At 63.6% G+C, this 21283-nt stretch carries 19 protein-coding genes; 2 read left to right on the top strand and 17 right to left on the bottom strand.

All coding sequences use genetic code 11. The annotated features are described in order from the left end of the window. Positions 1 to 2 precede the first annotated feature (2 nt). From ACWEFV_RS30705 to ACWEFV_RS30640, 14 genes are all read right to left on the bottom strand, one after another. Positions 3 to 776, bottom strand: a complete 774-nt coding sequence (locus tag ACWEFV_RS30705; RefSeq protein WP_450072961.1) for a hypothetical protein — start codon at positions 774 to 776, stop codon at positions 3 to 5. Between the two features lies 1 nt (position 777). Continuing rightward, positions 778 to 1917 carry a glycosyltransferase gene (locus tag ACWEFV_RS30700; RefSeq protein ID WP_450072960.1) on the bottom strand — a complete coding sequence of 380 codons (1140 nt, stop codon included), beginning with the start codon at positions 1915 to 1917 and terminating at the stop codon, positions 778 to 780. Further along, the gene (locus ACWEFV_RS30695; RefSeq protein WP_450072959.1) at positions 1914 to 2651 is read right to left on the bottom strand and encodes an acyltransferase; all 738 of its coding nucleotides are present in this window, start codon (positions 2649 to 2651) and stop codon (positions 1914 to 1916) included. The genes ACWEFV_RS30700 and ACWEFV_RS30695 overlap by 4 nt, the downstream gene beginning before the upstream one ends. A gap of 14 nt (positions 2652 to 2665) precedes the next feature. Further along, a complete protein-coding gene (locus ACWEFV_RS30690) occupies positions 2666 to 3604 on the bottom strand; it encodes a GDP-L-fucose synthase family protein (RefSeq protein WP_135458713.1) in 939 nt (312 codons plus the stop codon). Next, the gene (locus ACWEFV_RS30685) at positions 3594 to 4208 is read right to left on the bottom strand and encodes a putative colanic acid biosynthesis acetyltransferase (protein WP_450072958.1); all 615 of its coding nucleotides are present in this window, start codon (positions 4206 to 4208) and stop codon (positions 3594 to 3596) included. Before ACWEFV_RS30685 ends, ACWEFV_RS30690 begins: the two co-directional genes overlap by 11 nt. Positions 4209 to 4224: 16 nt before the next feature. Further along, positions 4225 to 5250: a GDP-mannose 4,6-dehydratase gene (gene gmd / locus ACWEFV_RS30680; RefSeq protein ID WP_135458718.1), complete on the bottom strand. Its 1026-nt coding sequence runs from the start codon at positions 5248 to 5250 to the stop codon at positions 4225 to 4227. After that, positions 5232 to 6518: a glycosyltransferase gene (locus ACWEFV_RS30675; RefSeq protein ID WP_450072957.1), complete on the bottom strand. Its 1287-nt coding sequence runs from the start codon at positions 6516 to 6518 to the stop codon at positions 5232 to 5234. Before ACWEFV_RS30675 ends, gmd begins: the two co-directional genes overlap by 19 nt. A gap of 8 nt (positions 6519 to 6526) precedes the next feature. After that, positions 6527 to 7972, bottom strand: a complete 1446-nt coding sequence (locus tag ACWEFV_RS30670; protein WP_167858192.1) for a sugar transferase — start codon at positions 7970 to 7972, stop codon at positions 6527 to 6529. A gap of 162 nt (positions 7973 to 8134) precedes the next feature. Then, entirely contained in the window at positions 8135 to 9580 is a 1446-nt protein-coding gene (locus ACWEFV_RS30665) for a KamA family radical SAM protein (protein WP_135458725.1), read from the bottom strand. Beyond that, positions 9577 to 10965, bottom strand: coding sequence for a flavin monoamine oxidase family protein (locus ACWEFV_RS30660; RefSeq protein ID WP_450072956.1), 1389 nt, complete (start codon positions 10963 to 10965; stop codon positions 9577 to 9579). Before ACWEFV_RS30660 ends, ACWEFV_RS30665 begins: the two co-directional genes overlap by 4 nt. Further along, a complete protein-coding gene (locus tag ACWEFV_RS30655) occupies positions 10962 to 11183 on the bottom strand; it encodes an acyl carrier protein (protein ID WP_135458730.1) in 222 nt (73 codons plus the stop codon). Before ACWEFV_RS30655 ends, ACWEFV_RS30660 begins: the two co-directional genes overlap by 4 nt. Then, positions 11180 to 12760 (bottom strand): AMP-binding protein, encoded by a 1581-nt coding sequence (locus tag ACWEFV_RS30650; protein WP_450072955.1) that lies wholly within the window; start codon positions 12758 to 12760, stop codon positions 11180 to 11182. Before ACWEFV_RS30650 ends, ACWEFV_RS30655 begins: the two co-directional genes overlap by 4 nt. 71 nt (positions 12761 to 12831) lie before the next feature. Further along, complete coding sequence (gene glmS, locus ACWEFV_RS30645; protein WP_450072954.1) at positions 12832 to 14568, bottom strand: glutamine--fructose-6-phosphate transaminase (isomerizing); 1737 nt, start codon at positions 14566 to 14568, stop codon at positions 12832 to 12834. Between the two features lie 187 nt (positions 14569 to 14755). Next, positions 14756 to 15631: a LuxR C-terminal-related transcriptional regulator gene (locus ACWEFV_RS30640; RefSeq protein ID WP_450072953.1), complete on the bottom strand. Its 876-nt coding sequence runs from the start codon at positions 15629 to 15631 to the stop codon at positions 14756 to 14758. Between the two features lie 778 nt (positions 15632 to 16409). On the opposite strand from ACWEFV_RS30640, the gene ACWEFV_RS30635 reads away from it, so the two are divergent. Together ACWEFV_RS30635 and ACWEFV_RS30630 are read left to right on the top strand one after the other, a co-directional pair. Then, entirely contained in the window at positions 16410 to 17054 is a 645-nt protein-coding gene (locus tag ACWEFV_RS30635) for an ANTAR domain-containing protein (protein WP_450072952.1), read from the top strand. A gap of 57 nt (positions 17055 to 17111) precedes the next feature. Next, entirely contained in the window at positions 17112 to 17849 is a 738-nt protein-coding gene (locus ACWEFV_RS30630; protein WP_450072951.1) for a GAF and ANTAR domain-containing protein, read from the top strand. A 36-nt stretch (positions 17850 to 17885) separates the two neighbouring features. Here ACWEFV_RS30630 and ACWEFV_RS30625 read toward each other — a convergent pair whose 3' ends face one another. The 3 genes from ACWEFV_RS30625 to ACWEFV_RS30615 all read right to left on the bottom strand — a co-directional run bounded on the left by ACWEFV_RS30625 (position 17886) and on the right by ACWEFV_RS30615 (position 21262). Further along, complete coding sequence (locus tag ACWEFV_RS30625) at positions 17886 to 18734, bottom strand: LuxR C-terminal-related transcriptional regulator (RefSeq protein ID WP_450072950.1); 849 nt, start codon at positions 18732 to 18734, stop codon at positions 17886 to 17888. Positions 18735 to 19337: 603 nt separating this feature from the next. Next, positions 19338 to 20102, bottom strand: coding sequence for a hypothetical protein (locus ACWEFV_RS30620; protein WP_450072949.1), 765 nt, complete (start codon positions 20100 to 20102; stop codon positions 19338 to 19340). A 47-nt stretch (positions 20103 to 20149) separates the two neighbouring features. Then, entirely contained in the window at positions 20150 to 21262 is a 1113-nt protein-coding gene (locus ACWEFV_RS30615) for a hypothetical protein (RefSeq protein WP_135458739.1), read from the bottom strand. Positions 21263 to 21283: the final 21 nt, after the last annotated feature.

Raw genomic sequence — 21283 nt, 5'->3', positions numbered from 1 at the left:
CGCTACCCCTCAGCCGCCGACGCCCACACCTTCTCCAAGGCGGGCAGTGAATCCGTCAAGCCGTGATTGGCGAACAGTTCGAAATTTCCAAAACTGCCTCGCCATTCCGAGATCCGGGGATCTGAGATGGTCCGATGCACGTCCCCCGGTAGATCCAGGGTCAGATCGGAACCATTGAGTGTGAGCCGCGCCTCGTAGGGCGTGGCCCCATCTTCAGCCAACGGCGCCGGGAATTCGCCCGCCGCAATGACATCCAAAGGGTCTCCGGCAGAATGCGACACACTGACGTTCCAGTTCACCGGGGTCAACACGAAATGCACCGGCAGCGGACGGACCATCGGCGGGAAGCTGGAGTCGACGCCGCGGGACACGACGAACGCCATAGCTCCCTTGGTGCCGTTACCCGGCCGGAATACGAACCGTGCCCCCATCGACCGCAGGGGTGCACCCAGGTCCGGCGTACTGAAGAATCCTGCCGCACTGTCCGGCTCGGTGGGCTGATAGGTGAGTCGCCCATCGACCAGCCGGGGACGGGCGCCCGGGTCTCCCGGGGTGCCCGTGACCAGGGCCGGCTGACCACCGTCGAACCTGCCCGGCGCGGGCCCATTGGGCTGGCCCGCAAAGGTGGCTTCGACGCTGATCCCCTGTGCGGCAACGGAAACGCGTCCACGAACGAACCCCCACCACAGTGCGCCTGTCACCACGACGGCGAGCAGCACCGCCCAGACAACCTGTAGACCCAGCCGAAGAGAACCGCGGGTAATTCGTTTGCTCATCTCACCCTCGCACCATGATCGATTCGTAGACGTCTTCAAGTCGCCGGCACACTCGCGCCATGCCGTACATTTCGCGCACCGCCACTCGGCCTGCCTGGCCCTGAGTTCGGGCGGCCACCGGATCAGCGAGCAGGCGCGCGATGGCGCCCGCGTAGTCGTGCGGGCCACCCGCCACAACCGCACCGCAACCGCTCTGTTCCACGAAGCCGGCGAGACCACCGTCGGCGTTGATCACTACCGGCACAGACTCGGCGAGGGCCTCGATGATGGACATCCCGAAAGGTTCACGCACGGCAGGCAGCACGTACACGGAGGCCGCACTCATCCGCTCGGCCACCTGCCCGGGAGATACCGCAGGTTCACGGCGCAGGCGTGACTTGCCGAAGCCGTCCGCCCGCGCCTCCGCGATGACCCGGTCGACCGCTGCCTCGGCCCCTTCCGACGGACCCACGAGGGTAAACTGCGCGTCGATACCCTTGCGCAGCAGTTCAAGTGCCGCCGCGGCGAAAACCTCCGGCCGCTTCCGCTCGTGTAGACGCGCGAGAAACAGGACTTCCGGAGGGGTGGAACGGGTGTCCGCGTGGGCTTCCGCAGGCACCGGGACACCGTTTGTCAATGGAACCAGCCGCAGGCCAGGGCCACCGATGGCACCGAGTTCAGCACGTTCGGCATCATCCAGGTAGAAGACCGCGCCGGCCGCCCGCAGCAGCTTCTTCGTCCACAGTGCATCGACCGGCGGCGAAAGTGGGTGCGTACCAGTGATGATCATCCCGTGCGTCTGCACGACGACGGGTAGCCCGACTTGCAGCGCAGCCCGCGCCGCCGGAATGGTCACCAGGTCACGCGCCAGGTGAACGTGCACCACATCGAACGCGGATGCGTGGCGCTTGAGCCAACCGACCATGGCAGGTGACCACGTCGAGGCGTAGCCCACCCACGGCAGTACTCGCCGAACCGGAAGGAGTCGGACCGGGACGCCGTCGATCAGTTGCGGCGGTACCGAATAGCCGCGCGCCCCGGCCAGCAAGATCGGCTCATGACCGGCCTTCGCCAGAGCGGCACATTGATTCAGTGCCACCCGGGCCGGACCGCCATACGCACCGTCCGGCGACACCAGTGTCAGCACCTGCAAGACCCTCATAGGAGGATCGCCTCCACATGGTCCGAGGCACCGTCTCCTCGGGCACTTCGGCAACGAGGCAGATCGATCCGCAATTGGGTGGTGGCGCACTTCTGCCGTTCGAACCAACTCCCATCCTCGGGAGGATTGGACCTGACGAACGTGGCGGGAGAACCTCCGTAGATACCCGGGGCGGGATTGAGCTGCCTGCTCCGGATCAACATCGAGTTCGCCGTGAGCAGTGAGTGGGCTGGGAGGACGGCACCCTTCAAGACCAGGCAGTTGGTCAGAACTGCCGAGCGTTCACCGATGATGACCTGCCCCGCCGACTGGATGTTGAGCGTTATGTCGATCTCGTGGCTCAGAATCGTTGTCCGCTGGCCGGCGATGGCGGACATGTCGCCGATCCGGACCACCCCGGAACAGTCGACGTTGTGTCGACTGGTGATCGCAGCACCCTCGCCCATCACAAGAGCTCCGACATCCGCGTGCAACGCCTGATAGGCCGGGTGCGCCGAGATCGAGTTGAGTGAACCGATCGTCGCGCCATCGCCCATCTCCAGTAGCCGAAGAGACCGGAAGAGGTTCAGAGCCCCGATCGTTACGCCTTCTCCGATGACGGCGCGGCCCACATTCAATGCCACTACCGGACCGATCCGCGCGGACCGCGAGATGCGGTGGCCGAACATCCGCAGCAAGGAGTTCTTCACCGCCCTGCCGGGCAGAAGCCACACCAACGTCTCGATCAACCTCATGGTGGTCCCCCTACTCAATGCTCGTCGGCCTGCGACCCGACGAACCAGGCGTACATCTTCTTCAGTCCTGCTTCGATGGTGAGGGTGGGCTGCCATCCCATTGCCCGCAGTTTGCTGTTGTCCATGATCTTGCGCGGAGTACCGTCCGGCCGGGTCGAGTCGAACGTCACCTCACCCTCGAAACCCACGACCGATTTCATCATCAGCGCCAGGTCGTGGATCGAGATCTCCTGTCCGGAACCGACATTGATGATTCCCCCGGCGTCGTAGTGCCGTAGCAGGAAGACGCAGGCGTCGGCGAGGTCGTCGGCGTCGATCAGCTCCCGCAGCGGCGAACCTGTCCCCCACACCACCACCTCGGGCAGGTTCGACAGCTTGGCTTCGTGGAATCGGCGCATCAAACCTGCGATCACATGAGAATGCTCCGGATGGAAGTTGTCACCCACCCCGTACACATTCGAGGGCATCACCGCGAATGTGTTGAAGCCGTATTGCCGTGCATACGCTTCGCACATCGTGATTCCGGCGATCTTCGCGATTGCGTACGGCAGATTCGTTTCTTCCAGCGGGCCGGAGAGAAGCGCCTCCTCCACGATCGGCTGTTCAGCGAATTTGGGATAGATGCAGCTCGACCCCAGGAACAGGAACTTACGTGTGCCGTGGCGGTATGCGGCATCGATCACGTTGGTCTGGATCTTGAGATTCTCCCGGATGAAGTCGGCGCCTTCGGTCGAGTTGGCCATGATTCCACCGACTTTCGCCGCGGCGAGCACCACGTACTCAGGACGCTGCGAGGCAAAGAACTCTTCCACCGCCCCACAGTCGTCGAGCGGAAGCTCACCGTGGGTGCGAGTCAGAACATTCCGGTAACCGGTGTCATGCAGGCGACGCGTGATTGCGGAACCGACCATGCCGCGGTGACCGGCGACGTAGATGAGGGAATCAGTCTCCATGAAAGTCTCCGTTTGGGTGGGGTTCTCGGGGCCATTGCACCTGGGGGCGAGCCGCCAGCACCGTCGCCCCCGCGGGAACGTCGTCAGTCACGATCGCCGTTGCCCCGACGGTCGCGCCGTCTCCGATGCAGACACCGCGCAGCACCGTCGCCTGTGCCGCAACCCACACCGAATCGCCGACGACAATCGGGCCGTTGTCGAATTCGAATGTCGCGCTTCTCCTGTCGTGACTCCCGGTGCACAGGAACGCTCCCTGCGAGATGCACGTGTTCGATCCGATCCGCACCTGTTCGAGGTTCAGGATCCAGGCCTCCTCGCCGATCCAGGAGTTGTCTCCGATCACCAGTTTCCAGGGCCAGTGGATCTTGACTCCGTGTCGAACGATCACTCCCGCAGCGATTCTCGCTCCGAACAGCCGCAATACCCCGATGCGGACCCCGTTCGGACACCACCATTGCATCAACAGGCCGCGCGACATCAGCCACAGCACCTGGATCGGCACCGGACGGCCGCGACGGTATCCGTGCCCCGAAAAAGCACTGAGACGGAAGCGATTGCCGGCATCCACAGATCGGATGTCTCCGGAAGGCTCTGCGACGGTCATGGTTGTGGCCTCTCGGCTATTCCCAGCCGGCCAGGGCCGGCTTGTCCACCCACGGCTTTCCTTCACACCGGAGCGCAGCGATGTCGGCGTCCACCATGATGGCCGAGAGTTCGGGGGCGCACACCTGCGCTTTCCAATCGAGCAGTCGGGCGGCCTTTGATGAATCTCCGATGAGTGCATCAACCTCGGTGGGGCGCACGTAATTCGGGTCGAACCTCACGTGGTCGCGCCAGTTCAACCCCACTCGATCGAACGCGATTCGGACGAAGTCACGCACGGTACATCCCTGTCCGGTCGCCAGTACGAAGTCGTCCGGCTCAGGTGCCTGGAGCATCCGCCACATTCCCTCCACGAACTCCGGCGCGTACCCCCAGTCCCGCACGGCATCAAGATTGCCCAGGAACAGCTCGTCTTGTATGCCGGCCTTGATCCGGGCCACGGCGCGCGTGATCTTCCGGGTCACAAACGTCTCGCCGCGTCGAGGTGACTCATGGTTGAACAAGATCCCGTTGACCGCGAACATTCCGTAGGCTTCGCGGTAGTTCTTTGTGACCCAGTACGAATACACCTTCGCAGCCCCGTAAGGAGACCGTGGATAGAACGGTGTGCTTTCGCTTTGCGGGGGTGGGGAGGCACCGAACATCTCAGAGCTCGACGCCTGGTAGTACCGGCACGACAGTCCGGCTTGCCGCACCGCTTCGAGCAGGCGGACAGAGCCCACACCCGTGACGCTGCCGGTGTGCTCCGGCTCATCGAACGACACCCGCACATGTGACTGCGCTGCGAGGTTGTAGACCTCGTCAGGATTGATCTTGCTCAACAACATCGACAGCCTGGCACCGTCGGACATGTCGCCGTAGTGGAGGAACAACCTGGCGTCGGGGAGGTGCGGGTCCTGGTAGAGATGCTCGACACGGACCGTGTTGAATGTCGAGGCCCGTCTGATGAGGCCGTGAACCTCATATCCCTTGGCCAACAGCAACTCCGCCAGATATGAGCCGTCCTGCCCGGTGATCCCGGTAATCAGTGCCAGCTTGCGCATCGCCGCCCCCTTGCCGATTCCTCAACGCCTTGCGTTGCCAACATGTGCTGGATCCAACTGTCGAACTTGTCTATCGATGCCTTTTCACTGAGTTCAGCGGCGGCGTACCTGATTCCGCTCGCTCCCAACCTCATCCGCAGATCTGCGTCCCTACCGAGCGCCGCGGCGGCCTCGACAAGCCCTCCCGGATCTCCTCCGGCGACCAGAACTCCGGCCTTTGACTTTCTGATCTCCTGCGCTGCAGTACTTTCAGGGCTCGTCGAGGCCAACACTGCAGTGCCACTCTGGAAGTACGAGGTGAGCTTGCTCGGTATCGACATCTCAGCCACCCCGAGCCGTTCGTTGACCAGCAGGATGTCGGCAGCCCTCAACGCCGCGACGAAATCCTGCTGCGGAAGCGGGTCACGGATCTCCAGGCGAGTGGTTTCACGCGCCATCGCCTCGAGCGCACTTCGTTGATTCCCATCGCCCATGAGAACGAAACGCAGGTTCAGATTCTGTTTGTCGGCGATCTGCGCAGCGCGCACGACGTTCTCGAGCCCCTGCTTGACACCCATGCTTCCGGCATGCAGGACCACGGTCTCGTTGTCTGACCAACCGAGACATCTGCGACTCGCAATACGGTCACTCGCGCCGGCGGACTGAACGTGAGTCCAGTTCCCGATCGTCGTGATCTTGGCGGGGTCAACCTGCATGCTCCGGACAAGTTGGGATCGGAATCGATTGTGCGCCACCACGACGCCATCAGCTTCCCGCATGACCCAGCTTTCCAGTCGGCGGGCAAGTCCGGCAGCGTTGGCGGCCGGGTTCTGAGTTTCGCTCAGGCCGACCGAGTAGAGATCCTGAACCCAGACACCCAGTGCCGGCCTGTGCCCGATCGATCCGCGAAGTCGCAGGCATTGAACCGCGGTCGAGATCAGTGCCGGAGTTGTGCAGATAACGACGTCTGGTCGGTTCCACCGCGATGCTGCGGCCCGGATACCGAAGGTCACCTCCATGAGAAGGCGGCGAACGTTCGACGACCTTGCCGGAATCGAATGTCGTACCCGCTTCACGGACACACCGTCGATCGCTTCACTCGACGTCCACTTCCAGCGGTATTCCTCGGGCAGCCTCCACTCGGGATAATGGGGCATTCCGGTGACCACGTTGACCCGGTAGCCTCTGCTGACGAGTCCGCGACACAGTCCTGCCGTATATGGCGCGATGCCAAAGGGTTCCGGAGAGTAGTTGATCCCGAGAACCGTGACCGCTGTCTGATCGCTCATGGCAAACCTCAGTAGGCCCCGGTGCGTCGGAAAACCGCTCGCAAGGTCTTGATGATGATCAGGACGTCTTCGATCATCGACCAGTTGTCGACGTACGAGAGATCCAGGCGAACGGATTGCTCCCAGGAGAGATCGGATCGTCCGCTCACCTGCCACAGGCCTGTCACGCCCGGCTTCACCAGCAGCCGGCGCAACACGTCGCAGTCGTATGCCTCCACCTCACGGCGCAACGGTGGCCGCGGGCCGACGACGCTCATCTCCCCCCGCAACACGTTGAGGAACTGTGGAAGTTCGTCGATGCTGAAGCGCCGCAACACCTGACCGACACGGGTAATGCGCGGATCGTCATGAATCTTGAACAACAAGCCGCCGCCTTCGTTGGCGCTCAACAGCCCTGCCAGCTGTTTGTCGGCGTCCTTCACCATGGTGCGGAACTTCACCATCGAGAACGGCTTGCCGTCGATACCGATCCGTTCGGACAGATAGAAGACCGGTCCCCGACTTCCGACTTTGATCGCAATGGCGGTGGCGATCAAGATGGGCAGCGTCGCGATGAGCGCTGCCGATGCGAAACATGCGTCAAACGCCCGTTTCTGAAATCGCTTGGCGCCGAGATACTGCGGTTTCTCTATGTGCAGCAATGGAAGTCCGGCGATGGGACGCATCACGAGACGAGAAAGCGCGACGTCCATCACCCCGGTGGAGACAACGAGGTCGACTCCGAGCGGCTCGAGATCCCACAGGAGTCGCCGGATGCCTCGGACGCCGAAGTGTTCCGTACCGGCAATGGCGACGGTGTCCGCGCCACACGTCCGGATGGCCTCCAGAACCTGTGTCTCCCCGCCGATGATCGGAATTTCCCTACCGTTGATGGTGATCTGCTCGCCCCGCGGAGGGCCATAGCCCGGAACGCCGACGCCCACTACGCGATAGCCGTCCGACTCATTTCGGGTCAGCTCGTTCCCCAGGCTTTGCACCGCGCCGGGCTCTCCGATGGCCAGGACGGCGGTTTGGTTCCTGCCCGACGCACGGCAATGCGCCAATTTTCCACGCCAATACGACCTGCCCAGAACCAGACAGATGATCCCGGTGGGGAGCGCGACCGCCAGATACCCTCGCACCACGTCGATCTTGAGGAGCAACGTGATGATCGCGATCGCTCCGAAAGTCCAGAAGGATGCCGCGATCACCCGCCGGTACTCGTCGATGCCGGAACCGATGATTCGCGGCGACCGAGTGTGCGATCCAGCCAGCGCGGTGAGCCACACGACGATGAACGCGACCGAGAAACCCGGGACGAAATACTTGAATTGCGCGTCTGCGGAGTGGTTGGTTCCGAATCGGATGTACTGCGCCAGGCCCACAGCGAAGCAGACGACCATGGTGTCCGTCAGCCGTATCTTCGCCGCGTAACGCCGTTGCCAGGTGGTGCGCTCGAACACCTCGCTCGGCATCAGATTCTGTGCGGCAAATGCAACCCGACCGCTGGTTGTCTCAGGTTTCGGCGGACCTGCGGCGGTGTCGCCGACCGCGGTCAGCCACCCGCTCCCATTGTTCGGATGGGAACGACGGGTGACGGTCTGGATCTCGTCTTGTTGCATGGCGTTACCCCCAACTCACGGGTCCACGTACTGGGACACCTGCACTGAAACTTTTGCAGTACTTGGATATTCGCGTGTCGCGAGCCACCATCGCTGCCCGGACCTCGGCAGGGTGTCAATCGGGTCGTAGAACGGGTAGACACGGTTCAACGCGTCACGATCCGCCTTGTCGAGTACGGTGCGATAGTTCTTGCTCCAGTAGGAGATGCCCAATTCGCGGTCGTACCGGACTACCTGATGGACCCAACGCTTTCCGACAAAGGGGACGTCGCAGACGATGCGCGGAGTCGCGAACCCGGGCAGGTACCCCATGATCGCCAACTGCAACTCTTGGGCTTGCCACAGTGGGGTGCGCCAATGTTCGGCGTTGGGGATCATGTCGCACATATAGAAGTAGTACGGGAGAATGTTGGCTTCGCCCTGAAGCGCAAAGCACAGATCGAGAAGGTCTTCAGTCGTCGCATTCACGCCGCGCATCAGCACACCTTGATTGCGAACATCCCGCAGCCCGGCGGCGAGCAGGGCTCGCCCCGCCTCCGCGACCAGCGGTGTCACCGACTGCACGTGGTTGATGTGGGTATGCATCGCCAGGTTGACTCCGAGGGCGGAGGCGGCCTGTGCCACGCGATTGACGCCTTCGACCACCTTCGGCTGCAGCCAGTGCTGCGGCAACGCCGCCAGTGCCTTTGTGGCCAAGCGGATATCCCGGATGGTGTCGATCTCGAGCAGCTTCATGACAAAGGACTCCAGCCGTGGCCACGGGATGTTGGCCACGTCGCCACCGGAAACCACGACGTCCCTTACGGTCGGTGTGGCGCGCAAGTACTCGAGGATGCGCTCCTGCCGGTCCGCCGGCCGCAGGGTCAGCTTGGCCTTGCTCACCGCGGGCGTCGAATTGCCGATCAGATCCATCCGGGTGCAGTGCCCGCAGTACTGCGGGCAGGTCGAGAGCATTTCGGCAAGGACCTTGGTCGGGTACCGATGAGTCAACCCCTCGACCACCCACATGTCGCTTTCGTGCAGCGAATCTCGCTCGGCGTAAGGGTGTGAGCGCCATCTGCGGTCACGATCGGTGAACACCGGCAGCATGTAACGCCGAATCGGATCGGCATAAAACGCCTCCGTGAGGCTGCGGCGGCCCGATGTGCAGTGGGGGGCAATGGTGTTCAGCATCTGCGGCGGCATCAACATCGACATGGTCGCCTCCCGCTGCTGGTCGGCGAGCAGGTCGGCATAGAATCGTTCGTCGAGAAGGTCCCCCACCACAGCACGCAGTTGCGCGATGTTCTTGACGGAGTGCGCGCGCTGCCATTGCGGATCTCGCCAATCGGATGCCGTGACCGTCGCCCATCCTGGGTAGCGCCGCCAATCCGGCTCGGTCAACTCTGTGCGCACGTAGGTATACGGCTGGTCATCGACCACAGTGGATCTGGCCTGGCTGCGTTCACTGAGCGTTGTCATCGTGACAGCACCTTTCGCGAGGCGGTTGCCGGTTCATCGGCGTGGATCAATTCGTCCGCGACCCGTCGGCCGGACCTGATCGCCCCCTCCATCAACCCGAAGAATTCCAAGCTGGTTTCGGTGCCCGCCCAATGAACGCGGCCATGAGGCTCGGTCAGTGTCGGTCCGAGCCGCAACCAGTCGCCGGGGCCGAACAGCGCGGAATAGCATCCCTTGCTGTACTTCTCGGTCAACCAGTCGGTGACGGTGTACTGAGTCGGCGGGGGCAGCTGAGGAAAGAGCTGTCCGACATGGTTCAGCGCCGCCTCGTACTGCTCAGCCGCCGACATCGCCGAGAACGTCGCTGCCTCGGCGCCTGTGACGAATCCGGTGAGCACACCTGCTGATTCATCCGGCGGAGAATCGTCGACCGTCGACAGCAACGGCCCGTTGGAACTCACCGACCAACCGGACAGGCCGTACTCGCGCCACAGCGGAGTCGGATATCCCAGGTGTACCTTGACCGCGCAACCCCGGCCGGTGGCCGCAGTCGCGCGCGGCGCGCTCAGCGCCGGCCGAAACTCGATCCGCTGCGCGAGTATTGGCGGTATCGCGACAACCACCCGATCGGCTCGATACTCGGACAGCATGCCATCGCTGTGCGGAATGCATTGCACCACCACTTCGTCGGCGCTCTGATCGATCGCGCATACCGGATGACCCAACCGCACCCGCGTCCCAAGTTGTACAGCGAGCGCCTCGGACAGCAGATGGGCGCCGCCATCGATCCGCCATTGCTGGGCTCCACCCTCGAAGGCGTTGAGATAGCGGATGCCGCCGCCAGAACGCAGGTAGAAAGCCATGTGCAGTACCGAAACCGCTTCGGGATCGGCCGCCATCATCTCGCCGATGAAGAGCGGGAAGAATGTCTGCGCGTCCGGATGCTTGACCTCATCGGCAAGCCAGCGCGCGGCAGTCAGTCGGTCGAGGTCGCCGGCTTGCGGGCTCAGCCATGGCGCATCCGGCCGTATCCGCGCGACGAGTTCCTCCAGCCGGTCGAACAAGTCGCCAAGTGCCACCACATCCAACGGAGGGACCCGACTCGAAGTTGTCGTCCGGCGGTTCGAGAGCATGAACGTGCTGTCGCCGGCCATCCCCGTGGAAGCCACATCGAGTCCGTGCTCCCGTAGCAATGCACGTAGCTCGGTGTGCCGCACGCCCAGATAGGCAGCACCCCCGTCGGCGACCACGGACCCGGATATCGGGACGCCGTGCATCCGTCCACCTACCCGATCACGCGCCTCGAGCACGGTGACGTCCGCACCCGCGGCCTTCAGGTCGAGAGCAGCCGTCAGCCCGGCCAGGCCGGCCCCGACGACGACGACACGCATGTTTTCCCTGCTCATGGCACGACAGCACAGACTTTTGCGAACAGGCCCTCTGCCGAAGGTCTTTCGATGAAGTCCTCCCACGACAATTCCGTCCCGAAGTCCCGGGCGATCGCACTGAGCACCCTGGTCGCCAACAGCGAATCGCCGCCGAGTTCGAAGAAGTCGGAGTCCGTCTTCACCTCAGGAGTGTTGAGGACCCTACGAAAGATCTGGACGATGTGGCCGGCACTCATTGACCCGCTCCTTTGCCGTCGTGGTCTCTTGCGGCGCGACGTGTTGCCGCCCGATCAATTTTTCCGCTGGACGTATAGCTCAGTGAGTCAACGAATCTCACTCGACTGGGTACGAATTGGGCGGGTAAGCGCTGGCCCAGGTAACGCTTCAGCTCAACCTGGGTAATCGTCCCGACCGGGACTACGTACGCCGTCAGTGCGGTGCGGCCGAGTAGCCGTTCACCTGTCACGACGGCACCCCCGACTGCGGGGTGGGTGTTCAGCTGAGCCTCCACCTCCGCCGGATGCACCCGCACTCCAAGGACTTTCACCTGTTCGTCAGTGCGGCCGCGCGAGTACAGGAGCCCCCGTTCACCGCGGGCAACCAGATCTCCGGTGTGGAACCACCGGGTCGGACCGGAGCCGTGGTCGGCGACGGGGAATCCGGACTCGGTGAGCTCCGGCAACCCGAGGTAGCAAGTGGCGAGGCCCGGTCCCGACACCAGCAGTTCCCCTTCGTCGGTGACGTGATCGCGCACATGGGGCAATGCACGCCCGATCGGAATCTCGCCGTCGCACCTCGCCACTTCCGGTTCGGTGTCAGGTCCGCACAGGTCCACCGCGTGAGTCACCATCGTCGTCTCGGTGCATCCGTAGGTATTGAGCAACCTGACGTCCCCAGCATCGACATCGCGCCACTGCCGTAGTCGGGTTGGATCAACCCGTTCGCCGCCGATCACCACCAGCCGGACACAGGCCGGCAATGACGCCTGCTCCTCGTGGAGAAACAGCACCAGCTCGTGCCAGAACGCCGTCGGCAGGTCGAGTACGGTGATTTCTCGTTCTGCCAACATGCGGACAAAGCGGGGCAACGCAACAGAATGGGCGGCATCGTCGAAAACCAATGTCGCGCCGGCTGTTAACGCAGGGAGGATCTCCTCCAAACAGGTATCCCAGCCGAGCGACGCAAATTGAAGCACTCGGTCGTCGGGCGTGATCCCGAAAAGGTGACGTAGTGCCCTCACCGTGGCCGCGAGGGCACGTCGCGAAACCACCACCGGCTTCGGCTTCCCCGTGGAACCCGAGGTGCACAGCACATACGCCGGATCACTGGGGCGACATCTCGGCTCAGGCAGATCCGTGTCCACAAGAACCGGGTCCTCGTCGAGCGTTTCGATCCGAAGGTCCGTCGAGTCGTCCGGGTCCCGGGCTACCGCAAACAGTCGATCCACGCCGAGTGCCGCAGCGAGCGCCTGCTTGCGGGCCGCCGGAAGCGCAGCGTCGATCGGGCAATAGGCCGCCCGAGCCTGCAGACTTCCGAGCAGAAGATCAACCACAGCGGGTACGTGTGCAACCACCGCACCGATCAGACGGGAGTCTTCATCGTCACCGAATCGAGTTGCCCTGTAGTGCAATGCAGTACGACGGACCCGGTCGGCGAGGTCACGATAGGTGATGACAGTCCCGTTGTGCATGATGGCTGCGCGGTGTGGCCAAGCTCGGACGACCGCGGCGAAGTCCGCAACCACGTCACCGCCGGGGTCGATATCGGCCTCACGCGGCCAGATATCGGCGTTGGGAAAAGCAGTCTGAGCCATAATTTCCTATGTGGTGAGCAGGACCGGTTGGGTCCTTGATCTGTTTTGCGTGGGCGACGAGTCCCCCGGGTTTACTCGACCATCACCGCCTTCAGGTCATGTTCTGGCTTGTCGACATCGCGTCCCAGCTCCTTGGCCAGGGTGCGGGCCAGAATCTGCATCGGGGCAATTGCCTCGATCGGGCCCCACGGCGCATTCAGGTTGCCGATTACCGGCACATCGCTACCCGCCGGCCCGATCGAGATGACCCGACCGCCGCGGGCCCGCACGTCCCCGACATCCCTGACGAGCTCATGGTCTCCATGGCCGACGACCACGACCGGGGTTCCGTCGCGCACCAACGCGAGTGGTCCATGCTTCAACTCGCCGGCCGGGTAATGCCCGGCCCACAGATGGGTGAGTTCCGTTACCTCGCGGGCACCTTCGGCGGCGTACGGTAGCCCCGATCCGCGTGCGATGAAGATGAACCCGCCCCTGGATACGAATTCGTCTGCGATCGGCGGTATGACGCACTTGGCGATCGCACCGGCCGCGGCCAATTGATCCGGCAGTCGGCGAAGATCGTCGACGAGTCCAGTTGCCGCAGCGGTGGGCAGGCGCTTCATAGCTACAAGCGCCGAGATCATCAGAGCCACACCGGCAACCACCTCACACACGAATGTCTTGGTGGCTGCGGCACCGGTCTCAGACCCGGCCGAAAAGCCGATGACGGCATCTGCCAGCCGGGCCAGTGTGGAATGCGAGTTGCTGGTGAGTGCGAGCAATGGCGAGTCACCCATGGCGGGACCCTCGACCGCGCGCAGCACATCGGTGGTCTCACCTGACCGGCTGACGGCGATGCACAGCTGGCACTCATCAGGGACCTCGGCAGCAGCTTCGCTCCCGGCGATGGCAGTTGTCGGTATTCCGCCGAGTTCTCGCGCCAGGTTGCCGATCGCCTTGCCTGCGTTCAGCGATGTTCCGCAGCCGATCACCTTCAGACGTTCGAACGGAGGCAGCCCGAGTTGGTTCCAGACCCGCCCGGTCGCGATTCCGTCCACCAGGTCATCGAAGATCCGAGCGGCCGCTTGCGGCTGTTCGTCGATCTCCTTGGCCATGTCGTCGGTGTAGCCATTCAGTTCCACCTCGCGGCCGCGCCACCGACCGGCATTCGTCAGCTCGACGACGTCGCCGTCGTCGAGTATCCGGAACTCGTCGACCCAGTCGGCGATCGCCGCGATGTCACTTGCCGCAAAGTCGCCGTGTGCGGTGTGCGCAACGAGCAGTGGGGACCCCTTGGCAGCGACGACGATTCGGCCCGTGCCCTGCTCCAGCGCGGCAAGAGCCCAGCATCCCTCAACCCTGGCGAGGGCATTCCGCACAGCCAGAACCAGATCCCCGCAGCGATACCGCTCATCCTCGATCAGGTGGCACAACACCTCGCTGTCGACCGTCGTCGCGAACTCGTGCCCGGTACTGGCCAGCTCCGTCCGCAGCCCGGCCTCATTCTCGATCGTTCCGTTGTGCACCAGGCTGATCTGCCCTCGACAGTCGATGTGCGGGTGGGCGTTGCCCTCGGTCACCGAACCGCGGGTCGCCCAGCGTGTGTGGCCGATTCCCACCCCGTTGAACTGCGGGCCGGGCCACTGGTCCAGCAGCCCTTCGAGGGCCGCCACACGCCCCGTCGTCCGCAGACGGACGACGGGGCCGGTTGTGGTCTGCAGGGCGACTCCGACCGAGTCGTACCCGCGGTACTCGAGCCGGCGTAGTCCCACTCGCAGGTAGTCGACTGCGGGGCGATCTGTCCGGCAGGCGATGATGCCGCACATCAGACCATTCCCGAAGCAGCGACAGCGATTGCCGTCGAACCGGACCCGCAAACTCGATCGCCAGCGATGCCTTCGCCTGGCCTTGAGCTAACCCCCGTAAACATGCAATCACTATCGATGGCCGAAAGCCGTTGGTACATGGACCGATAGATCGATTTTTGGATTAGACCGCGGTCTGGATCGCGGACTAGATCCCCGACTGGTCCCCGGGAGCGCTATCGGCGTGCAGGATGGTGCGGGCGAGTGCGGCAGCCTGCGCACGCGAGCTGACACCGAGTTTGTTCAACAGACTGTGCACGTGGTTCTTGACAGTGTGGACAGCGATACACAGCTCTGCTGCAATGTCCCGGTTCGAAAGGCCTGATTCCAGCATCCTGAGGATCTGGGCCTCACGGGACGTAAGGACTAGTTCTCTTACCGCCGGTTGCCGCTGGGAAGCCAGCGCCGACAATCGGCGCAGCAGGATTGCGGAAATTCTCGGCGAACAAAGCGACTCCCCCGCAGCAACGTTGTGTATCAATATGAGTAGGTCATCGAGCGATTCGTTACGCAGGTGGTAGCCGGCCACACCGGCCTCCGCGCACGCGACAATCTCGGATTCGTCGGTCTCGGATACGCCCAGAACGACTACCCGCGCCGACGGACTGAATTCCAGGGCATGACGCAGTAACACCGCCTTGTTGCGAGTCGCCATATTCAGCAGGACAACACGCGGCAACGTGCTCTCGAGGGCCGCGGTCAGCGAAGGCACATCCCAGGCGAGGCCCGGTGCCAGCACGCCGTGGGCGGTGACCACCCCCGCCAGGAACTCGCGACAGAGCGTGCTGTCATCGACAATCAGGATCCGCGTATCCCGGAGCAGTCCCGAATCACCGGCGCTCGTCGACGGCGTGCGCCAGTCAGCCAGTCCGCCCGGTAGAGCCGAAAACGACCGGGAGTTCGACAGGCGGCGTCCGGACCCGACCGTATGGCGGCGATCCACGGCAGCCAGATCGGCATCCGCATCGACTGACAGATCCGGCTCAATCACGCCGTCGGAGGAAACGGCCGGGTCGGCGGTCAACACGTCCACCTGAGCAAATCAGCTACCACGACCATGCCCCCCGACTCCGCTCGCTCAAACCGCCGCACTTCACCTGTCGCGGGGTCCTGGCGACGAACATCCCCTTCTCAGCTGCCATAGGTCACGAAGGGCCGTGGACGCGAAACTAGCACACTTAATGAAGTTTGCCATCGCGCGCGTAAAATTCAGGGACTTCCAAGGAGCGACCACCCCGAAGCAAAGGTCACGCCAAGTTTGAGCAAAGCCCTCCCCTCCGCAAGTAGCTAGCAGTCGAGGGGGCCATCCAGGCCATTCCGGCCACAGTTTCCGCAGTAAGCAGGCGAGAACCGCGATATCCGATCAGGGGACACCCCGCCGATTGCACGCCTCACGCGGCGTGACATGTTTGCCGTCAGACACCTTGGCGCATGCCGTGACACCTGTTGACCACGCTGAAATATTCGTATCTGGCAGCAGTCTTGGCAAACACAATCCTTGCTCAGGAAATATATTTCCCACGCGTCAATCACGCGCGTGCTGCCTCACCCGCGCCATGCTCGCGGTAGTCTCCTGTCACGGGCACAATCCACCGATCATCGAGACCTCGCACCACATCAGCCCCGGCAGCGCCCAAGCAGTGGTTGTGCATAAATCCGACTCGATGCACAGAGTGGAGCGTCCCGTGAACGAGTCTGATCCGCGGAGTGTGCGGACCAGGTTTCTCGAGGCAGTCCGCACGAGCGCCGCAGACCCGGATGACGCAGCACGCCTGTGTAAGGCGTGCGTATCGGTTCTCCCGGTGACACGCGCAGGCATCTCAGTGAACGTGGAGGGCATAGGCATCGATGTTCTCGCTTCCAGCGACAACATCGCCGAACGACTGGAATGGACCCAGGCCACCCTCGGAGAGGGGCCCGGCGTGGATGCGATCTCGGCCGGCACGCCGGTGATGGTCGCGCAACTGTCCGAGGCCGACGAGCAGTGGCCGATGTTCGCCAGCGAGGCGGTCACCTCCGGCGTATCCGCGATGTACGCATTTCCGCTGCAAGTTGGTGCCATCCAGGTAGGTGTCCTCGATCTGTATCGCGATGCACCCCCCGAACTGACGGCACTCGACTTCGCCGATGCCATCGCCATCGCCGAGATGATCACGTCGATGTTGCTCAGCGCAGGACTGGGCGATGTGCCCGTCGAGTCGCTCAATTCACTATGGGACCAGGCCCTAGGTAGTCGCGAAGTGCATCAGGCGACCGGGATGGTCGTTGCACAACTCGGGGTCGGCGCCCGCGAAGCTTATGTCCGCCTTCAGGCATACGCCTATGCCAATGGACGTCTGCTCAGTGAAGTCGCCCACGACGTCGTACACCGGCGACTCAGGTTCGCGCCGGAACCCAACGCAGACCCAGGCGAGGGCGCGACCCCGGGTTCCTCGGTGACGTCGTGAGCGAACGTTGACCAACGCAAACATCGAGGGAAGACTTCATTATGCAAGGGGGACATGATGAACCGCTATGAACAACTCGCGAATGCATTCGTCGGGCTGGCGGACACGCTCGTCGCCGACTACGACGTCGTTGAGTTCGCGCAACGCCTCGTTGGCGACCTGACGACGTTGCTGCCGGTCACCGCGGCCGGAATCATGCTCGGAGACGCGCACGGACGCCTGCACGTGTTCGCGTCCAGCAGCGAGCACACCCGGCTACTCGAACTGCTCCAGATCGAAGCCAACTCCGGGCCGTGTCTGGAGGCCTACCTCACCCGGGAGACCGTGCTGGTGCCGGATATCCAGCGAGAGCAGGAGCGCTGGCCCGCGTTCGCCCAACGCGCCGCGGAGTACGGGTTCAGTTCGGCGTTCGCGTTGCCGCTTCGGCTGCGCGACGAACGAATCGGCGCAGTGAATCTACTGAGAACTGAACTTGGTCAAATGTCAGACAGCGATATCGCAGTGGGACAAGGGCTGTCCGATGTAGCTGCCGTGGGGATACTTCACCAGCGCATCATCACCCGTGCCGAGATCATCAATCAGCAGCTACAGGGCGCCCTCAACACCAGGACGATCATCGAGCAGGCCAAAGGGGTGCTTGCAGAGCGCGGGGGGATGGGGATGGACGAGTCGTTCAACCTCCTGCGCACGTACGCCAGGAAGACCAATCAGCGACTGGCCGACCTGGCTCGCGCCGTGGTCGCGGGAGCGGACACCTCCGAGATTCTCAACATCCGACCTCGGTCCGAGCAATAGCCCGATTCGCGACCAACGATGGCCCAGAATCCCGGACTAGGCCCCTGGCCTGTCTTCAGCGGCCACGATGGTCCGGGCCACCACCGCTGCCTGTGCGCGAGTGCTGACACCGAGCTTGGTCAGCAGGCTGTGCACGTGATTCTTGACGGTATGGACCGCAATGCACAGCTCGTCGGCGATATCCCTGTTCGCAAGCCCAAGTTCCAGCATCCTGAGGACCTGCACCTCCCGGGCTGTGAGGACCAATTCCCTTGCGGCCGACGGGCGCTGGGACGCGAGCGCCGATAGTCGCCTCAACAGGATCGCCGAAACCCGCGGCGAACACAGCGATTCCCCCGCAGCGACCCTGTGCAGCAATGTGATCAGATCCTGAAGCGTTTCGGTGCGCAGATGGTATCCGGCCACTCCGGCCTCAGCACACGCAACAATCTCGGATTCGTCGTCCTCGGAGACGCCCAGAACCACCACTCGGACCTGCGGCCCCAAGCTCAACGCGCGCCTTAGCAGAATCGCACTGTCGCGAGTCCCCATGTTCAGCACTACAACTCGAGGCAGCCTCGCCTCGAACGCTGCGATCAGGGAGGGAACATCCCAGGCAACCCCGGGGGACACCGCGCCATGCGACAGCAGGACTGCGACGAGATAGTCGCGGTACAACGTGCAGTCATCGACGATGAGAACTTCCGCATCCCGGAGCAAACCGCGTCCATCGACCATAGCGCTATATGGGTCGAGTCGTCCGCCAACGGCAAACGAACGTTCCCACTCATGCAATTCGTCGAGCTGCATCGGAAATGTCGGGGTTCTTCCCGAGTGGTGACCGTTGCCGTTGCCCCTCCCCGGACCGTAGACCGAGTTGCCCCGGTCGGCGACGACCGTCACCACGGGCTCTCCATCATCCGTCAACGCCACCGCGCTCCGAGATGACGAAATTGATTGACGAACTGAAATCTCATCCATGACGGTGATCTGTTCAATCGCACGCTACGGAGGGGCGCACCGTCCCCGTAGATCCCGAGGCCGGTCCTGTCGCACGCCCAATCAATCGCATAGTGTCCAGCCCTTCCTCCGGACAGGTTGCGCGTCTAGCACTTGTGTCCCAGAGTTTGGCCGATGGTATGCATTTGCTAGGTTCACGGTCAACCGTTCTGGACGGCGGTCGACGGCAAAGATTGCGATCAAAAGAGCACATTGGGTAGGAATAGCAGGCCATGGGAAACCCCTGAAGGCATCGACCCTGCTAGCGCGAGTTCAGCAAACGTTCAGTCGAATTGAACCCGTATTTTCGTACCCAAAGTCGGTTTTCCGACCCGGCCCCGAACGCTGCCAGTCTGGGAATACGCTGCGAACGCGCTTCACAGGACACCGTTCAGCACATCACGACTGTTGAAGAATCTCCGCGAGATGCAAAACTGGCAATGATCTTGAATATGCCGAGTCAACAAACCAAAATTTGCTGACACATCAAGGCGCGGTGCGGGGAGCCGCCTACATCCGCTTCCAGAGATCGTCCCCGCCGGAATGACGGGGGGCCTCGGGTGCCACCGGAACCGGGCTGGGCGCGGCGGCAGGCGGTGCCGACGCAGCGGGTGGAGCCGAATGCGTGACCGGGGGCGCCGAGTGCGGAGCCGCCGACGCCGCCCCACCGGACGGGGCGTTCATCTGCGTCTCCCGCGCATCCAGGCCGGCTTCGCGTCGGTCCTGCGCAACGTCGCGGTCGTTCTGCGCCGTCTCGCGATCGTCCTGCTGCTTGTCCCGATCGTTGAGCTTGGCCTCGCGCTCTTCCTGCTGCTGTTGCGGATTCGGGCCACCTTGACCACCCGGGCCGCCGGGCTGGCCGGCACCCGGTGCGCCGCCGTTCTCCGAGCCGCCGCCCTTGGCGCCTTCCATGGCCTTCATCAGCGGCTCCATCAATGAGCCGAACTGCCCGCCCATCTGGCCCATAGCTTGCGACGGCGCACTGGCCATCTGGCCCATCTGTCCCAGCTGCCCCATCATCTGGCTGAGCTGACCCACGCCCTGACCGCCGGAGTCGTCGGCCTTCTCGTAGGCCCCCTGGGCATCCGACAGCTTGGCGTTGAACATGTTTTCCTTGGCCGACAACGCCGTCACATTCGTGGTCAGCGAGGCCGCCAGGGTCGGCACGATGCCGGCGATGGTCATGCTCATCGCATCCTCACCGGGCTGAATCGGCGGCATGTCAGGCAGGTTCAACGACGCGGCGTCCCAGCTGAGCGGACCTTTCATTGACATCGGGCTTCCCGGGCTACTCACGGTTGTCCCCTTCCCGTCGAGACCGATCACCAATCGTCATAGTCATCGCCACCATCCCCCGTGTCGTGTTCCAAAGGAGCCGGGACCGCCAGTCCGGTCGCGGTGCCCCCACCGCCACCGGCACGCTGGCCGCCGCCCATCATGCCCATGCCGCCGCCCATGCCGCCGCCCGTCGCATTGGCCGCTGCCACCGGGGCGACACCGCCGACCACAGCGGCGCTGGCACCGGGGTCGACCGAGACCGGTGCGGTGCTGCCACCGCCCACCATCTTCGCCAGCAAGGGCGTCTGCGGGCTGCCGCCACCGGAGCCCCCGGGCAGACCCGCGGCCTTGACCATGCCCGCACCACTGCTGGGACCGGAGCCGCCGGCCGCCGGATGGTTAGAGAACGCCGAGAAGGGGCTGGGCCCACCGCCGGTGCCCTTGCCACCCGAACCCAACATCGACGTCAGCTGCTGCAGGGGCTGCGACAACTGCTGCAGCGGTTGGGAGAGCTGCTGCGGAATCTGGCCGGCCATCTGCGGCAACTGGCCCAGAATCTGCGGCAGCTGGCTGATCAGCTGCATCATCGAATCGGCGCCCTTCTGGGCCGCCTGCTGAGCTTGCGCCGTCGGCGGGGTGCCGACCTGCGGGAGGTTGGCCACCGTGCTGAGGCTGTCCGCCATTTCCGCGGAGGCGGCCGAGACGGTCGCGGTGTTCTGCGCCAAACCTGCCTTGACCCGGCTCTCGATCAGCGCCTGCGCATTGGGGCCGGCAAGCGGCCCCAGGGCCAAAATGCCCATGACCTCCTGCTGGACCTCTTCCGCGGCCGCATTCACGATCGTCTTGGTCTCCGCCACGGTCGCTGCCATTTTCATCAACGCGGTGGAAATGGCCTGCGCCTGTAGACCATTGGCCTCGTGTCCGCCGATCATCGTGGTCGCCTCACCCGAGGCGGCCAACGCCGCGCCGCCTTCCCACGAACCCTGCAGCTTCGAGAGCTGGCTGGTCTGTTGCGGGACGACTGTGCCACTGATCTTGGCGGCGATCTTCTGATACGACGCCGCCGCCGCGGTCAGCTGTTCCTCGTCGACGCTCGGCCAACCCGGCCCGAGCAAGGTCTGCGACCCGTACGGGCTACTGTCGCGCTCTATCGCCATGCCGCGGCCCCCCCCTATCTA

The organism is Mycobacterium sp. NPDC004974 (assembly GCF_053600815.1).
The sequence above is the reverse complement of the archived record's forward strand: the minus strand, read 5'-3'. Positions and strand labels throughout refer to the sequence as shown.

Bases quoted from the DNA above. Each gene is read 5' to 3' on its own strand.
- ACWEFV_RS30665 (WP_135458725.1), bottom strand. From the start codon at position 9,580: ATGACAACGCTCAGTGAACGCAGCCAGGCCAGATCCACTGTGGTCGAT.
- ACWEFV_RS30615 (WP_135458739.1), bottom strand. From the start codon at position 21,262: ATGGCGATAGAGCGCGACAGTAGCCCGTACGGGTCGCAGACCTTGCTC.
- glmS (WP_450072954.1), bottom strand. From the start codon at position 14,568: ATGTGCGGCATCATCGCCTGCCGGACAGATCGCCCCGCAGTCGACTAC.
- ACWEFV_RS30620 (WP_450072949.1), bottom strand. From the start codon at position 20,102: ATGTCAATGAAAGGTCCGCTCAGCTGGGACGCCGCGTCGTTGAACCTG.
- ACWEFV_RS30670 (WP_167858192.1), bottom strand. From the start codon at position 7,972: ATGCCGAGCGAGGTGTTCGAGCGCACCACCTGGCAACGGCGTTACGCG.
- ACWEFV_RS30690 (WP_135458713.1), bottom strand. From the start codon at position 3,604: ATGGAGACTGATTCCCTCATCTACGTCGCCGGTCACCGCGGCATGGTC.
- ACWEFV_RS30660 (WP_450072956.1), bottom strand. From the start codon at position 10,965: ATGAGCAGGGAAAACATGCGTGTCGTCGTCGTCGGGGCCGGCCTGGCC.
- ACWEFV_RS30705 (WP_450072961.1), bottom strand. From the start codon at position 776: ATGAGCAAACGAATTACCCGCGGTTCTCTTCGGCTGGGTCTACAGGTT.
- ACWEFV_RS30630 (WP_450072951.1), top strand. From the start codon at position 17,112: ATGAACCGCTATGAACAACTCGCGAATGCATTCGTCGGGCTGGCGGAC.
- ACWEFV_RS30650 (WP_450072955.1), bottom strand. From the start codon at position 12,760: ATGGCTCAGACTGCTTTTCCCAACGCCGATATCTGGCCGCGTGAGGCC.
- ACWEFV_RS30700 (WP_450072960.1), bottom strand. From the start codon at position 1,917: ATGAGGGTCTTGCAGGTGCTGACACTGGTGTCGCCGGACGGTGCGTAT.
- ACWEFV_RS30655 (WP_135458730.1), bottom strand. From the start codon at position 11,183: ATGAGTGCCGGCCACATCGTCCAGATCTTTCGTAGGGTCCTCAACACT.
- ACWEFV_RS30695 (WP_450072959.1), bottom strand. From the start codon at position 2,651: ATGAGGTTGATCGAGACGTTGGTGTGGCTTCTGCCCGGCAGGGCGGTG.
- ACWEFV_RS30675 (WP_450072957.1), bottom strand. From the start codon at position 6,518: ATGAGCGATCAGACAGCGGTCACGGTTCTCGGGATCAACTACTCTCCG.
- gmd (WP_135458718.1), bottom strand. From the start codon at position 5,250: ATGCGCAAGCTGGCACTGATTACCGGGATCACCGGGCAGGACGGCTCA.
- ACWEFV_RS30685 (WP_450072958.1), bottom strand. From the start codon at position 4,208: ATGACCGTCGCAGAGCCTTCCGGAGACATCCGATCTGTGGATGCCGGC.